Source organism: Adhaeribacter rhizoryzae (assembly GCF_008629685.1).
GTDB classification, from domain to species: Bacteria; Bacteroidota; Bacteroidia; order Cytophagales; family Hymenobacteraceae; genus Adhaeribacter; species Adhaeribacter rhizoryzae.
Map to the genome: position 1 here is coordinate 108,692 of NZ_VWSF01000007.1, position 15,749 is coordinate 124,440.

General features: G+C 42.6%; 10 protein-coding genes. 3 read left to right on the forward strand and 7 right to left on the reverse strand.

Going from position 1 to position 15,749, the window contains the following annotated elements; all coding sequences use genetic code 11:
- Window positions 1-302: 302 nt before the first annotated feature.
- Window positions 303-812, forward strand: a complete 510-nt coding sequence (locus F0145_RS11265) for an RlpA-like double-psi beta-barrel domain-containing protein (protein ID WP_150088508.1) — start codon at window positions 303-305, stop codon at window positions 810-812.
- A 27-nt stretch (window positions 813-839) separates the two neighbouring features.
- Here F0145_RS11265 and F0145_RS11270 read toward each other — a convergent pair whose 3' ends face one another.
- The 6 genes from F0145_RS11270 to ileS all read right to left on the reverse strand — a co-directional run bounded on the left by F0145_RS11270 (window position 840) and on the right by ileS (window position 11,262).
- The gene (locus F0145_RS11270; protein WP_150088509.1) at window positions 840-1,463 is read right to left on the reverse strand and encodes a rhomboid family intramembrane serine protease; all 624 of its coding nucleotides are present in this window, start codon (window positions 1,461-1,463) and stop codon (window positions 840-842) included.
- A 59-nt stretch (window positions 1,464-1,522) separates the two neighbouring features.
- On the reverse strand, window positions 1,523-2,494 hold the full coding sequence (locus F0145_RS11275) for a polyprenyl synthetase family protein (protein WP_150088617.1): 972 nt from the start codon (window positions 2,492-2,494) through the stop codon (window positions 1,523-1,525).
- Window positions 2,495-2,534: 40 nt separating this feature from the next.
- On the reverse strand, window positions 2,535-5,012 hold the full coding sequence (gene rnr / locus F0145_RS11280; protein ID WP_150088510.1) for a ribonuclease R: 2,478 nt from the start codon (window positions 5,010-5,012) through the stop codon (window positions 2,535-2,537).
- A 27-nt stretch (window positions 5,013-5,039) separates the two neighbouring features.
- A complete protein-coding gene (locus tag F0145_RS11285) occupies window positions 5,040-6,839 on the reverse strand; it encodes an ABC transporter ATP-binding protein (protein WP_150088511.1) in 1,800 nt (599 codons plus the stop codon).
- Window positions 6,840-7,038: 199 nt separating this feature from the next.
- Window positions 7,039-7,692 (reverse strand): lipoprotein signal peptidase, encoded by a 654-nt coding sequence (locus tag F0145_RS11290; RefSeq protein WP_150088512.1) that lies wholly within the window; start codon window positions 7,690-7,692, stop codon window positions 7,039-7,041.
- 57 nt (window positions 7,693-7,749) lie between these two features.
- Window positions 7,750-11,262, reverse strand: coding sequence for an isoleucine--tRNA ligase (ileS, locus tag F0145_RS11295; RefSeq protein ID WP_150088513.1), 3,513 nt, complete (start codon window positions 11,260-11,262; stop codon window positions 7,750-7,752).
- Between the two features lie 595 nt (window positions 11,263-11,857).
- Here ileS and F0145_RS11300 point away from each other — a divergent pair.
- The gene (locus tag F0145_RS11300) at window positions 11,858-12,481 is read left to right on the forward strand and encodes a hypothetical protein (protein WP_150088514.1); all 624 of its coding nucleotides are present in this window, start codon (window positions 11,858-11,860) and stop codon (window positions 12,479-12,481) included.
- A gap of 117 nt (window positions 12,482-12,598) precedes the next feature.
- On the opposite strand, the gene F0145_RS11305 is transcribed toward F0145_RS11300, so the two are convergent.
- A complete protein-coding gene (locus F0145_RS11305) occupies window positions 12,599-14,101 on the reverse strand; it encodes a glycine--tRNA ligase (RefSeq protein WP_150088515.1) in 1,503 nt (500 codons plus the stop codon).
- Between the two features lie 240 nt (window positions 14,102-14,341).
- On the opposite strand from F0145_RS11305, the gene F0145_RS11310 reads away from it, so the two are divergent.
- Window positions 14,342-15,748 (forward strand): inorganic phosphate transporter, encoded by a 1,407-nt coding sequence (locus F0145_RS11310; protein WP_150088516.1) that lies wholly within the window; start codon window positions 14,342-14,344, stop codon window positions 15,746-15,748.
- The last annotated feature ends 1 nt before the right edge of the window (window position 15,749 follow it).

Sequence of the window (15,749 nt, forward strand, 5' to 3'; positions counted from 1 at the left end):
TAATACCTGCAAGATTATCACTTAAAAATATAGCTGATGCATTTAATAGTTGACCCAGCATAAGTTTATCAATATTTATCTTTAACTACTTTATTAAACCTCTTTTTCTACATCGAATTTCTTCTTTTAAAGCCCGGATTCACGTGGAACATACCACTTATCCACAATAACAAACCCCGTTAAGTATACTCGTGCTGAACTAATTACCAAAGGTGGCTTAATCTAGTTCTGAAACCTTTACTAATTAGGTTCGTTAAAGAACTCCATGCTTTTTAAAAATATGTTCCACTAAAGCACTATCTATGATTAAATACAAGCTATTTGGTATTCTCTCGATGTTTATTTTTTCCCTTCCTAAGATTCTTCCCTTCACCACACCCACTAAAAAAGAGAATCCTGCGCCAGCCGCACCTACCAAAATAACCGAAGTTGTACAATTACCAATTAGAGAAGTAGCAGTAGCTACTAAGCCCATCGAACCCATAAAGGTTAAAGCCTCGGTATATTTTCCGGTTGAAAACCAAACCGATGATAGCCCATTAATAACAGCCGATAATTCTAAGATTAAGTATACTAAACCAAGCAAACACCGTTGGGTAGCTGTATCGCGTAATTTGCTAACACGTTGGGGCGGCACTATTAATTACGGCGACACCCTACATGTAAAAGGCATTAATAATAAGATGGACGGTTTTTACGTAGTGCGCGACACCATGAACAAGCGCATTAAAAACCAGATTGATATTTTGGTAGGAGAAAAGGAAAATATAATGGGTTTGTGGGAAGATGTTAAAATCTACAAACTGAATTAACATCATCCCACAAATTAGAGTAAAGAATTAGAATATTCCCCAGTGCATTATTTTTTGCACAAAGTTGCCGAATGATCCTGGCACCAGGAAGATAGTTAAAATAAAGCCAAATACCGCTCCGTAAAAATGAGCATCGTGGTTTATGTTATCGCCCATCCGTTTGCCCTGGTAGTAAGAATAAATCAGGTACAACAACCCAAAAATAAAGCCTGGCATACAAATAAAAGCATACAAGCAAATTTCGCGGGTAGGGCTAAACAAAATGCTGGAAAAAATAATGGCTGATACCGCGCCGGAAGCACCTAAAGCCCGGTAATCATAATCTTTTTTGTGCTTAATGTAAGATGGAATATCCGCCACAATCATCCCGCCAAAATAAATAAACAGGTATAACAATATTCCTATCTCCGGCCCGTAATGATAAACAAATACAGTTTCTACAATATCGCCAAAAAAGTATAGGGTAAGCATGTTAAAAAATAAGTGCACCCAATCGGCGTGTAGGAACCCCGAAGTGATAAACCGGTAATATTGGTGATTTTTATTAACGTAAAACGGGTGAAATATCCATTTACGCATTAAGTCTTCGTTAGACCAGGCATACATAGATATACCAACTGTAATAATAATTAAGATAAGCGTTACACTCATGAGTTGATTAATTAGGGGAAAAGATGTTATTGGCAGCAAATTTAGCCAATAAAAGAAGTTTAGCTTTCTCGCTCCATTAATTGCATAGCCAAGTTACGCAATAAAGCTTTGCGCACTTCCGGCGCATTAACGGCATCTAAACTTTGAATAGCCTCTTCAAAATAAGTATTTATTTTGTTTTCGGTTTGGGCACGGATTGCTAATTCGTTATAAATTGTAGTAAACTCCTGTACTTTTTGCTCCGAAGAAAAAACAGTTTGGTTTTTATAGCGGGTAAGAACTGCTTTCTGTACTTCGTTGGCCTGGGCTAAAGCTGTTATTAACAAAAACGTTTTTTTATCGGCTAATATATCGCCGCCTACTTGTTTACCAAACTTATCCTGGTCGCCGTAAACATCCAGCAAATCGTCGCGCAGCTGAAAAGCTATGCCCACATTTATGCCAAAGTTTTTGAGCAGCAAGGCATCATTATCGGAAGCACCGTTTAAAACAGCGCCAAGTTCCAGGCTAAAACCAAGCAGAACGGCTGTTTTCAACGTTATCATGTGCAGGTAATTATCAATGGTAATCGCATCCTGGGTTTCGAAATTCATATCCAGTTGCTGACCCTCGCACACAGCAGCGGCACAATTACTAAATAACCGGAGTACTTTCTGCAGTTTGGTTGGCTCTACATCTAAAAAAAGCTCGTAAGCCCGCACCATCATTACATCGCCGCTCAATATGGCAATATTATGGTTCCATTTTTCGTGAACGGTTGGTTGGCCCCGCCGCAGCGGAGCCTTATCCATAATGTCGTCGTGTAAAAGGGTAAAGTTGTGGAAAACCTCTACCCCACAGGCTGGCTTTAAGCATTGCTGAATATCATCCTGAAATAAATAACCGGCAAGCAAAGTAACCAATGGCCGTAACCGTTTACCGCCTAATTGCATAATGTAGCGGATAGGTTCGTATAACTCGACCGGATTATCCCCATAAGAAATGGTGGATAAAGTTTGATTTATTTTTTCTGAAAAAAAGGAAATATCCACAGAAGTAGCTGATTGCGCTGCTTCCGGTAACACATAATTATTATTCATCAAAACCGTAGTAGTCTTTCAGATTGCGACCTCTTTGCTCTCGCTCTTTCGGCAATCCTTTTTCTTTTTCAAATTTAGGAGTTTCGGTAATTACTTGTTCGTCTTGCTCTTCCCAATCCGGGACTACTTCCGAAGCTTTAGCTTTCTTTTTCTTACCTCCACCTCCTTTAGCTTCAACAACGGCACGTTCATTTTGTTCGCCTCTTCCTCTGGAACGAGAAGATTTGTCGCGGTTCCGTTCATTACGTTCGGCAAACCGGCTATTTTCCGTTCCATCCGTAGAATCGCCATTGGTTAATAAAATGAGGTCGATGGTACGATCATTTAGATTAGCGGCTTTTACTTCTACCCAAACTTCATCGCCGAACGAAATAATGCGTTTGTTCCGGCGGCCTATAATGCGGTAATTTTGTGAATCTAATTCGTAAAAATCATCTTCCAAATCGCTTAGGCGCACCATGCCTTCGCATTTATTTTCTTCTATTTCTACGTACAAGCCCCACTCAGTTAAGCCAGACACAATGCCTTTAAATTTCTGGCCAACGGTATTCTGCATAAACTCTACTTGCTTATACTTAATAGAAGCCCGTTCGGCATCGGCGGCTCGTTTCTCCTGCTCCGACGAATGCTTACATTTTTCTTCGTATTCTTCTTTTTCCTGGGATTGCTCGCCGTTTAAATATTTAAATATTAGCCGGTGCGCCATCATATCAGGGTATCGCCGGATTGGCGACGTAAAATGCGAATAATGCTCGAAAGCCAAACCAAAGTGGCCCAAAGGCTCGGTGGTATATTTGGCTTTGGCCATGGTACGAATAGCTAAACTTTGCAGTACACCTTGCTCCGGTTTACCTAACGTTTGCTCGGCCAACCGATTTAATTCGTTAGATACTTCTTTACTTTCCAAATCTACTTTATACCCGAATTTAGAAGCAAATAAGGAGAAGTTAGTAAGTTTATCCGGGTCAGGGGCATCGTGGGTACGATACACCATGGTATAGCGCTTGCCGCGCTTTTTAATATTAAAGACAAATTCAGCCACTTTGCGGTTAGCCAGCAGCATAAATTCTTCAATCAGCTTATGCGCATCTTTCCGCTCTTTTACATAAACGTGAAGCGGCTTGCCATTTTCATCCAGTTTAAAACGTACTTCAACGGTTTCGAAACTAATGGCACCGTTTTTAAAACGTTTATCTTTTAAAGCTTTAGCAATTTTATTCAGGGTTTGCAATTCCTCTACGTAATCACCATCACCGGTATCCATTACTTCCTGCGCTTCTTCGTAAGCAAAGCGACGGTCTGAATGAATAATGGTTTTACCAATCCAGGTATCGTATAAGCGGCCAGTTTCGTCCATTTCAAATACCGCCGAAAAGGTAAGTTTATCTTCGTGCGGACGCAAAGAGCACAAGCCATTCGACAGCTTTTCGGGTAACATGGGAATGGTGCGGTCTACGAGGTAAACCGAAGTGGCCCGGTGCAAAGCTTCTTTTTCCAGGCCTGATTTTTCTTCAATGTAATGCGTTACATCGGCAATGTGCACGCCAATTTCCCAGCGCCCGTTTTCTAGAGACCGAATTGACAAAGCATCATCAAAATCTTTGGCATCAACCGGGTCTATAGTGAAGGTAGTAATATCCCGGAAATCGCGCCGACGGCTTATTTCTTCTTCCGTAATGGTTTCGGGAATAGCTTCGGCCTCTTGTTCTACTACTTCCGGAAATTCGAACGGCAGCCCAAATTCGGCCATGATAGAATTTATCTCGGCTTCGTTTTCGCCAGCGGGGCCAAACACCCTGGTAACTTTACCAATCGGGCTTTTATTCGCCGACTTGGGCCACTCGGTAATTTTAACTAAAACTTTATCGCCGTTCTGCGCATCATTTATATCTTCTTCGTTGATAAAAATATCGAAGTACAGCTTGCGGAAATTAGGAATTACAAAAGCGAAATTTTTAGAAACTTCTATGCGTCCGGCCACTTCATCACTCACCCGCTCTAATATTTCTACCACCTCGCCTTCGGGGCGGCCATCGCGGGTATTGTTGATGCGTACTTTCACGCGGTCGCCGCCCATGGCAAATTGCAGATTTTCGGTGGGTATCCTGATATCTTCTTCGCTCTCGGCCGAAATTACGTAAGCATGCCGGCTATTAGCCAAATCTACGGTACCTATTACTTCTTTGCTTTCGGTAATATTTAAAATATAATTGCCTTCGGAGAGCGGCACTATTTTACCTTCTTTCCGGAGTTGCTTTAAATAATCGTTTATCTGATCGCGGCCTTCTTTATCAGTTACATCAAACCGACGCGATATTTGTTTATAGCCAAAAGCTTTACCGGGGTGGGTCACAAATATTTGCAACAACTTACTTTTGGTTATTTCTACCCCACCCCGTTTACCGGTCCTGTTTTTACCTTCGGACCGGTTACTACGGCCGGAATCACTGTTTTTCTTTTTTCTTTCCATCTGATTACAGAAGTATTCTTTATATAGCTAAGCAGAATATTGGATCATTAGGGCTTCTCGCCGAGCCTGGGCTTCTTTAATATTTTCCAGTTCGCCCTTCGGAATAGCGGCTAATAATGTACGTGTATACGCATTCTGCGGATTAGTGTATACTTCGTGCGCCGGACCCGACTCTACTATTTTGCCAGCATTCATTACAAAAATACGATCGGCCATAAACCGCGCTACCGCCAAATCGTGGGTTATAAAAATATAAGTTATGCCAAACTCGGCTTTAAGTTTATTAAGCAAGTTGAGCACCTGCGCCTGCACCGATACATCCAAAGCCGAAACCGACTCGTCGCAGATAATACATTTTGGTTCTAAGGCCAGCGCCCGCGCAATACTGATACGCTGCCGCTGTCCTCCCGAGAACTCGTGTGGATAGCGGTGAAAATGCTCCGGCAAAAGATTAACAGTGTCAAGAAGTTGGTATACTTTATCTCGCCGTTCTTTTTCGGTTTTTAACACTTGGTGCACTTGCATCGGCTCCATAATGGCCTCTCCTATGGTTTGCATAGGGTTAAGCGAGGCATAAGGGTCCTGGAAAACCATCTGGAAGTTCTTGCGGCTTTTACGTAATGCTTCCGTGGATAACCCGGCAATATTAATGTTGTTGAAATAGATAGAACCTGCCGTAGGCTGTACCAACCGCAATAAAGCTCTGCCCAAAGTAGTTTTTCCACAACCAGATTCACCTACTAAACCAATGGTTTCATTTGGATAAACCTCAAAACTTACACCATCTACGGCTTTAATATATTCGGTGCTGCGGGCAAATATTCCTTTACGTACCGGGAAGTGCACCTTTAAGTTATTCACCAGCAATAAAGGTTTATCCTGATTATTTATATACGCACTATCTAACTGGCTACCAGATTCTTCCTTACTTACAGAAACTACTTTGGGGATAATATATCCACTAGAATCAACCTCCATAAAATCGCTAACGGTGGGCAGATATTTAATCCCCATCGACAATTTTGGCCGGCAAGCCAGTAAAGCCTTGGTATAAGGATGTTGTGGATTACTAAAAATATCCCAGACGGAACCCTGCTCTACAATCCGGCCCCGGTACATCACAATAATTTTATCGGCTATTTCAGCAACAACGCCTAAATCATGGGTAATAAATAATATAGAAGTATTACTTCGTACCCGTAAGTCGTTTAGTAAATCCAGAATATGCGCTTGCACTGTTACATCTAAAGCCGTAGTAGGCTCATCGGCAATAAGAATAGAAGGACCACATGCCATGGCCATGGCAATCATCACCCGCTGCTTTTGCCCACCCGATATTTCGTGTGGATAAGCCCGGAATATTTTTTCGGGCCGGGGTAGTTTTACCTGCTCAAAAAGCGCGAGGGTACGTTCTTTTGCTTCGGCTTTACTTAATTTCTGGTGCCATATCAACACTTCGGCTACCTGACTGCCGCAGGTATACACTGGGTTAAGCGACGACATGGGCTCCTGAAAAATCATGGATATTTCGTTACCCCGGATTTTCTGTAGTTGTTTACTTGATAGTTTCAGTAAATCAACTTCGCCAAAATGCCGCGATTGAAATATTGCCTCGCCACCCGCAATAATTCCGGGGGGCTGCGGAATAAGCTGCATCAGCGAAAGAGAAGTAACCGACTTGCCGGAACCGGACTCTCCTACAATGGCTACTGTTTCCTGCTGGTTAATGGTAAACGAAACATTATCCACCGCTTTGGTGAGGCCACGATGCGACTGAAAATGCGTTTGCAGTTGATTAACCCGAAGTAATGGTGCAGACAAATTCAAAATAATTAAGTACTAGCTTGGTAAATATATTACTTAAATAAATAGCATAACGGCTAATTAAAATAAAGGTAATATTGGGGCCATAAATAAGGGCCATTTCTTTATTCTCAGAAGCATCCAGCACCTAAAATTATCAATAGCCTGTAAACAAAAAGAGCCATATTAAATAATATGGCTCTCCTGTTATAAAAGTAAGTTGTTAAGCTTCTACTTCGGCATTGCTGGTTTCGGCGTTGGCCGGCCGCTGGGCCAAATTCTCTTCTGACTCCTGCGGATGCAAACTGGCGAAGAATCTTTTCTGGTTAAACAGGATAATGACCACCCCAATAAATATTGCCGAATCGGCTACGTTAAATATTGGCCACAACGACATGGCCTGGCCGCCAATAACTGGTATCCAATGCGGAATAATGCCTTCCCAAATATCTAAATAAAACATATCGATTACCTGCCCGTGGAACCACGGCGTAGACGAACCATATGGGGCATTATCGAACCAGACACCATAAAAAATGCTATCTACCAGGTTACCAATGGCCCCACCTAAAATTAAGGCTACGCACCAGATAAGCCCAGTATGTGCCCTTTGTTTCCAAAGGTAGTACAGGTAATACCCAATACCCACCATGGCTACTAACCGGAAGGAGCTCAGAATAAGCTTACCGTAATCGGAACCAAGTTCTACCCCAAAGGCCATACCGGGATTGGTGGTATAATGCAGCTTAGCCCAATCGCCTATCAGGTGAATTTCGCCGGGCAGGCCCATATCCATATTAAAATGGACTAACAATTTAACGGCCTGGTCGATGAGGATAACCAGTAAGCTTAACAAATAATATTTAAAATATTTCATTCAGATACGCGAGAAATAATCTCTTCAATTAATTAAACAAATAGCTAGAAGCCAATATTATACCACCTCCAGCTTTGCTCCTAAAGTAAACTCATCTATTTCTAAAGTAGTTCCGTCGGCTAAGAGTTCGGTTAGCAATACGCCGGTGGCTTGTGTTTCTTCCCGGATGTACTGCTCATAAGCTTTAACGGCTTCGTTTACCTCTTTATGATTATTCTGAAGCGATATTTTAATTTTATCCTGCACATCCAGGCCGCTGTCTTTCCGCAAATTCTGAATACGGTTTACCAAGTCGCGGGCAATGCCTTCCTGTTTTAAGGCTTCGGTTAAAGTAATATCCAACGCTACGGTTAATTTACCTTCCGATGCTACCAGCCAACCCGGAATATCTTCCGACATAATTTCGACATCTTCCGGCGTAATAATTACCGTATCATCGCCCAGCGGAATTTCAAAACCGTTCTCGCGTTCCAGCACGGCAATTTCTTCCTGGTTCATGCCCTGGATAGCCGCGGCCACTTGTTTTAAACGCGGACCAAATACCTGGCCCAAACGCTTAAAGTTGGGTTTAATCTTCTTCACTAATATACCCGAAGTGTCGTCAATATACTCAATATTCTTAACATTCACTTCCGACTTAATTAAATCGGCTACGGCTTCTATCTGCGCCTTGGTATTTTCGTTCAGGATAGGAATAAGAATACGTGAAAGCGGCTGCCGTACTTTTATGGTTTCTTTCTTGCGCAAAGAATGCACCAGCGAAGAAATAGTTTGAGCTAATTGCATCCGCTCTTCTAAATCCACATTAATAGCGCCTTTGTTTGCTTTCGGGAAATCAGCTAAGTGCACGGAAGCCACTTTATTACGGCCCGAAACCTTATTTAAATCCTGGAACAATTGGTCCATGTAGAACGGTGCTACCGGTGCCGCCAAAATAGCAATAGTCTCTAAGCAGGTATACAGCGTTTGGTAAGCAGCAATCTTATCTGTGTTGTATTCCCCTTTCCAGAAACGTTTGCGGTTCAGGCGCACGTACCAGTTACTTAAATCGTCGGTTACAAAATCCTGAATAGCGCGGGTGGCTTTCGTTGGGTCGTAATCGGCGTAAGAGGCATCTACGGCCGATACTAAACTATTTAGTTTAGAAATAATCCAGCGGTCGCTTTCGGTGCGGTTAGCCAAAGGCACTTCGGCTTCGCTAAAGGTAAAGTTATCGAGGTTAGCGTACAGCGCGAAGAAAGAATACGTGTTGTGCAAGGTACCGAAGAACCGGCGCTGTACTTCCACTACCCCATCGGTGTTAAACTTCAGGTTATCCCAAGGCGGCGCATTGGAGATCATGTACCAGCGCGTAGCATCCGGACCGTATTTCTGAATGGTTTCGAAAGGATCTACGGCATTGCCTAAGCGCTTGCTCATTTTGTTGCCGTTTTTATCCAGCACCAAGCCATTAGCCATTACATTTTTAAAAGCTACGCTGTCTTCGAGCATAACGGCAATGGCGTGCAACGTAAAGAACCAACCACGGGTTTGATCCACGCCTTCCGCAATAAAATCGGCCGGGAAGTTTTTCTCGAAGGTATCCTGGTTCTCAAATGGGTAATGCCACTGGGCATAAGGCATCGCGCCCGAATCAAACCAAACATCTATTAAGTCTGATTCTCTGTGCATTGCTAAACCAGATGGGCTTACCAGTACAATATTATCCACATACGGGCGGTGCAGGTCGAATGCCTTATAATCCACGGTGGTTTTACCCGCAGCAGTTTCATCTGAACCCGAATTACTCAACGAAAAATTGCCGGCAAATTCTAATACGGTATGCACAATACCAGCCGTGGCCGATTCGTCGGCATTATCTACCGCTTTGGCCAACGGATTAGAAGTCATAAAGCCAGCGGCAATACTTTTTTCTATTTCGTGGTACAACTCTTTAACCGAGCCCACGCATATTTCTTCCGCTCCGTCTTCGGTGCGCCAGATTGGCAAAGGCGTACCCCAGTAACGCGAGCGGGATAAATTCCAGTCCACTAAGTTCTCCAGCCAGTTACCAAAACGACCCGTACCAGTCGATTCGGGTTTCCAGTTAATGGTTTTATTTAGCTCTATAAGTCGCTCTTTAACCGCCGTAGTACGGATAAACCAACTATCTAACGGGTAATATAAAACCGGTTTATCGGTGCGCCAGCAGTGTGGATAAGTGTGCTCGTAGCGTTCTACCTTAAAGGCTTTGTTTTCTTCCTTTAACTTAATGGAAATCAGGACATCTGTAGACTTATAACCGGCTACTGTTTCATCTTCGCCGGTGTAGTTCTTCACATACATGCCGGCGAAATCCGTTATTTCTTTTACGAACTTTCCGGTCCGGTCTACAATCGGGCTCATCTTGCCCCATTCGTCCACTACCATTAAAGCCGGAATATCGTTTTGAGCCGCTACTTTAAAGTCGTCGCCGCCAAAAGTTGGCGCAATGTGCACAATACCGGTACCGTCTTCGGTAGTAACAAAATCACCGATTACCACCCGGAATGCCGGCTTATCGGGTTGTACATACGGCAATAATTGCTCGTACTCTACCCCTTCCAAATCTTTGCCGGAATATTCTTCCAGCAATTGAAAAGGAATTAGTTTATCGCCGGATTTATAATCTTCCAGATTCAGGTTAGCTGCCTTCTCCGAGAAATAACGCTTTACCAGATCTTTAGCCAAGATTACGGTTATCGGCTCGAAGGTATACTGGTTAAAAGTGTGAACCTTTACGTATTTAATATTTTTACCAACGGCTAATGCGGTATTAGCCGGCAAAGTCCAGGGCGTAGTTGTCCAGGCCAGGAAATATAGATTTTCGTTAGCCGTTGCTTGTTGTTCGTTATTCTGATTCTTAAATAAGAACTCCGATTTTTTGTTGTGCTTTACCTTAAACTGGGCTACAATGGTGGTATCTTTTACCATTTTGTAGGTGCCCGGTTGGTTTAGCTCGTGTGAACTTAATCCGGTGCCGGCCGCCGGCGAAAATGGCTGAATGGTATAGCCTTTATAGAGGTAGCCCTTGTCGTAAAGCTTTTTTAATAAATGCCAAACCGATTCGATGTACTCGTTATCGAAAGTAATGTACGGGTTATCCAGGTCTACCCAGTACCCCATGCGTTCGGTCAGGTCGTCCCACTGACCTTTAAAGCGCATTACGGTTTCGCGGCAACGGGCATTATATTCTTCTATGGATATTTTTTTACCGATATCTTCTTTTGTAATGCCGAGTTCTTTTTCAACTTGTAACTCAATGGGCAAACCGTGGGTATCCCAGCCACCTTTGCGGTTAACCTGAAAACCTTTAAGCGTTTTGTAACGGCAGAAAATATCTTTTACCGCCCGCGCCATTACGTGGTGAATACCCGGTGTGCCGTTAGCCGAAGGAGGTCCTTCGTAAAAAACAAAAGGCTTATGGCCCTCGCGGGTTTCCACCGACTTTTCAAAAATATTATTAGCTTTCCAGTAAGCCAGGATGTCCTCCCCTACCTTCGCGTAATCCAGATTTTTGTACTCGTTATATTTCACTTTATCGTTATTCATTAATGCTCTTCTCTCTCCAACCAAACAGGTTGGCATATCGCTATTACTATTCCGGCAACTACTGCCGCTAATTATTTTAACTTAACTGTTACTTTTTACTTTTATTCCGGTTAACCCAGGGTACAGCTCCGTTTTTTTGTTTTATACAGATGCTTAACCTAAACAACCTTACGATGCTTAACATTCCCAATATTTTAGAATGCCTAAACTTTGGATTTGCAAAAATAACAAAGCCCGCGAACAAAACCGAAGAAGTATAAATCATACTTGCAGGCAATTAGCGGTTACTTCCGGATTTAATTAAAATATTAAATATTATTTAACCCAATTTCCGAAGCCAGACCTTAAAAACTGCCAAATGCATTTACTACAAGGGTTTTAACTTGGCCAAATTTAACTGGACAAAGGTACGGAATCTGTTGCAGGAATTGCTTATTAGTCAAAAGGTTTAACCAATTGGTTAAAAAATATTATTGATTAATTCGGTAAGGATTAAATATATAGCACCCTTTACCGATAATTTGAGTTTAAGTAAACCGTTAAATTTTAGAGATAGCTATTACATTTGCAGTATTACTACCTTAATCCAGACACTATGAAAAGAATAAGACTTGCTTTATATTCGTTGGGTATAACCTTAACCATTGCTTTGGCTACTTCTTGTTCCAGCCCTAAGCAAGCATTTTATTTTCAGCCCGGGCCAGCTACCCCAAAAGTAGCTGCCAAAGAAGCTAAACCGGAGCTTGTTTTATCGGCTGGCAACACTATTACCCCCGCTGATTTACCCCGCACCACTTTAACAACTCCTGAAACAGAACAGACCAATATACCCGTGGCGCTCAGCAAAAAAGATTTGCGGAAGCTTGTGAAAAAGACACTAAAAAATATTAAAGATACAACTGATACCAACGGCCGGAACCGGCGAATGAGCATTGCCTTAAATAAAGACCGGCTGGCGCAGCTAGAATCGGAAGCCCGCGATTTTAAAAATTCGGTAAGGGTACAAAATGACGATAAAAAGTTGACGGTAGATATGAAAAGACCACTGCCGGAATTCTCGCAAACCGAATGGATTTTATTAGGCGTAGCCGCTTTACTGGTTTTATTAATATTACTTTCGCTGCCGGTTATAGGTACAATATTAGGAGTAGCGCTGGCTTTGGCGCTAATTGCATTAGGGGTAGCGTTGCTAACCGGTTATATCGATTTGAATATTTAGAACGTACCCGCAAAAATTCTAAGTTTCTTCAAGGCTTTAAGCCGGAATTCATTTAAAATCATAAAAAAGAAGGGCTGCCAACTTATTTGGCAGCCCTTCTTTTTTCAGGTATAATCCTTACAGCTTCTCAAATATTCTTTTATAACTAACAGCATCGCCAATTATCCGACTCAGTTCACTGATGGGTACGCGTTGCTGCTCGCGGGTATCACGATCCCGAATGGTTACGGTATTATTTTCTAACGTTTCGTAGTCTACGGCAATGCAGTACGGGGTGCCAATTAAATCCTGGCGGGTGTAGCGTTTACCAATGGCATCGCGCTCTTCGTAAATAACATTAAAGTCGTACTTCAGATCGTCGAATATTTGCTGGGCTTTTTCAGGTAAACCATCTTTACGCACCAACGGAAAAATAGCCGCCTTAACCGGTGCCAGCGCCGGATGCAATTTCAGGAAAGTACGGGTTTTGGTAGCTTCGCCTTCAATTACTTCTTCTTCGGTAAAAGCATTGCACAAAGTCATTAAAAACAAGCGGTCGGCGCCGGCCGAAGTTTCGATAACGTAAGGCACATAATTACCAAAAGGCTTGCCTTCTTCGTTCAGGTCGTTGTCAAAATATTGCTGCTTTTTGCGGCTGAGTTCCTGGTGCTGACTTAAATCAAAATCGGACCGGGAATGGATGCCTTCTACTTCTTTAAAACCAAACGGGAACTCAAACTCAATATCTACCGCGGCTTTCGCGTAATGGGCTAACTTTTCGTGGTCGTGGAAACGCAGCTTTTCGGCCGGAATACCCATAGCCTCGTGCCATTTTAACCTGATTTGCTTCCAGTTCTCATACCATTCTTCTTCGGTACCAGGCCGCACAAAAAACTGCATTTCCATTTGCTCAAATTCGCGCATCCGGAAAGTAAACTGCCGGGCCACAATCTCGTTCCGGAAGGCTTTACCAATCTGGGCAATACCAAAAGGAATTTTCATGCGGCCGGTTTTCTGTACGTTCAGAAAATTCACAAATATTCCCTGGGCGGTTTCGGGCCGTAAATAAATAGTGCTGGCATCTTCGGCTACCGAACCAACCTGCGTCGAGAACATCAGGTTAAACTGCCGTACTTCGGTCCAGTTGGTGGTACCGGAAACAGCGCATTTAATATTTTCAGAAATTATTAATTCCTGTACACCTTTTAAATCTTCGGCTTCGAGCAAGCGGGCCAAATTTTTTACCAATGCCTGGGCTTTCTCTAAATCGCCGGCTTTTTCGTATTCGGCGGCTTTCTCTTCTACCAGTACATCGGCCCGGTAACGCTTCTGCGAATCTTTGTTATCAATCATGGGGTCGCTAAAAGAATCGATGTGGCCCGAAGCTTTCCAGGTAAGCGGGTGCATAAATATGGCGGCATCAATCCCCACAACGTTCTGGTTTAGTTGGGTCATGCATTTCCACCAGAGCATTTTAATATTATTTTTCAGCTCTACCCCGTTCTGGCCGTAATCGTAAACGGCCTGCAGTCCGTCGTATATTTCGCTCGAAGGAAATACAAAACCGTATTCTTTGGCGTGCGAAATTATATCTTTAAGTTGCGTACTTTCTAATGAAGTTTTATCTGTTTTTGTTGCCATAGCTGCAAATATATAACGAGCATCTTTCCGGAGAAAGAGATTACCTGATTTTTGCCTTTAGCAGGTTCATTTTTAACCTATTACTGGAATTTACGTGTAAGGATTATTTTATTCTGTTTTTCAAATTGCTGAACGCATAATAAATATTGTTTATTTATTATGACGAATTAACAATTTCTTAACATTAACCCTACTTTTTACGCTTACTTTTGCGACTAATTTGGATTAACTGTAACCTTTATGTTTGGACTACCTCCCGAACTTCTTTTTTTACTTATTCTTTGTTTACTGGCGGCGTGTGCTTTTGAGTTTGTCAACGGCTTCCACGATACCGCCAATGCCGTAGCTACCGTAATTTATACCAATACGCTACGGCCTTGGGTAGCAGTGGTTTGGTCTGGTTTCTGGAATTTTATTGGCGTTTTTGCCGGCGGCATTGGCGTAGCCATGGCCATTGTGTATTTATTGCCCGTCGAAGCCCTCATAGACCAGAATGTTTACCACGGCATTGCCATGATTGGCGCTTTACTCATTAGCGCCATTATCTGGAACGTAGGTACCTGGTATTATGGTTTGCCTTCTTCCAGTTCTCACACACTTATTGGTTCTATATTAGGTGTGGGTATTGCTTATTCGGTTTTACCCGATAACACTACCGGTACCGCAGTAAATTGGGGTGAAGCCGGAAAAACCGGAATGTCATTGATTGTATCGCCGCTGCTGGGTTTTACCCTTACCGTTATTTTAATGTTTATCTTAAAACGGTTTGTTAAAAATAAATCAATATTTAAAGAACCGCACAAACGCAAACCACCTCCCCTCTGGATTCGCCTGATATTAATTATTACCTGTACTTTGGTTAGCTTCTTCCACGGATCTAATGATGGCCAAAAAGGCGTTGGGTTAATTATGCTTATTTTAATAGGTATTGTGCCTATTCATTTTGCTTTAGATATTTCGAAAGACCCAATCCAGATTACCCAATCGCTGGCCCAGGTAGAACAGGTAGTAAACAAAGTTGATGTTAATGTTTTGTCTTTGAGAGATAAGCAGAATGTAGCCGAAATGAAAAACAATATTACGGATATGCACCGCCTGTTCTCTTCGGTAGATCAATTACATGCCCTGCCCGAAAAAAGCCGGTTTATGGTACGTCGGGATATTTTATTACTTACCAAAGAAACAGAAAGCTTACTAAAGAGCCCTGATGTAACATTAAGTTTGGCCGATAGGAACCGCCTGGACGAAAATATTCATGAAATGCGTTCTTACACCGATTACGCGCCTACCTGGGTTATTTCTATTGTGGCTTTATCGTTGGGTATTGGTACCATGGTGGGCTGGAAAAGAATAGTAAAAACTATTGGCGAAAAAATAGGAAAAGAACATTTAACCTACGCGCAAGGCGCTTCGGCCGAATTAATGGCGGCCAGCGTTATTGGTTTTTCTACGTTTGTTTTTAAACTACCGGTTAGTACCACGCACATTTTGTCGTCGGGTATTGCGGGTAGTATGGTGGCTAACCGGGGTGTTAAAAACCTGAATCCGTCTACTGTCCGGAATATTGCGTTGGCCTGGGTTTTAACGTTGCCGGTTTCTATGTTTTTAGCCGGTACTTTGTTTTTGTTATTCCGCTGGATGATTTAAT

Excerpts from the sequence above, each read along its gene's own strand:
- F0145_RS11265 (WP_150088508.1), top strand. The coding sequence starts at position 303 with ATGATTAAATACAAGCTATTTGGTATTCTCTCGATGTTTATTTTTTCC.
- F0145_RS11270 (WP_150088509.1), bottom strand. The coding sequence starts at position 1,463 with ATGAGTGTAACGCTTATCTTAATTATTATTACAGTTGGTATATCTATG.
- rnr (WP_150088510.1), bottom strand. The coding sequence starts at position 5,012 with ATGGAAAGAAAAAAGAAAAACAGTGATTCCGGCCGTAGTAACCGGTCC.
- F0145_RS11290 (WP_150088512.1), bottom strand. The coding sequence starts at position 7,692 with ATGAAATATTTTAAATATTATTTGTTAAGCTTACTGGTTATCCTCATC.
- ileS (WP_150088513.1), bottom strand. The coding sequence starts at position 11,262 with ATGAATAACGATAAAGTGAAATATAACGAGTACAAAAATCTGGATTAC.
- F0145_RS11300 (WP_150088514.1), top strand. The coding sequence starts at position 11,858 with ATGAAAAGAATAAGACTTGCTTTATATTCGTTGGGTATAACCTTAACC.
- F0145_RS11305 (WP_150088515.1), bottom strand. The coding sequence starts at position 14,101 with ATGGCAACAAAAACAGATAAAACTTCATTAGAAAGTACGCAACTTAAA.
- F0145_RS11310 (WP_150088516.1), top strand. The coding sequence starts at position 14,342 with ATGTTTGGACTACCTCCCGAACTTCTTTTTTTACTTATTCTTTGTTTA.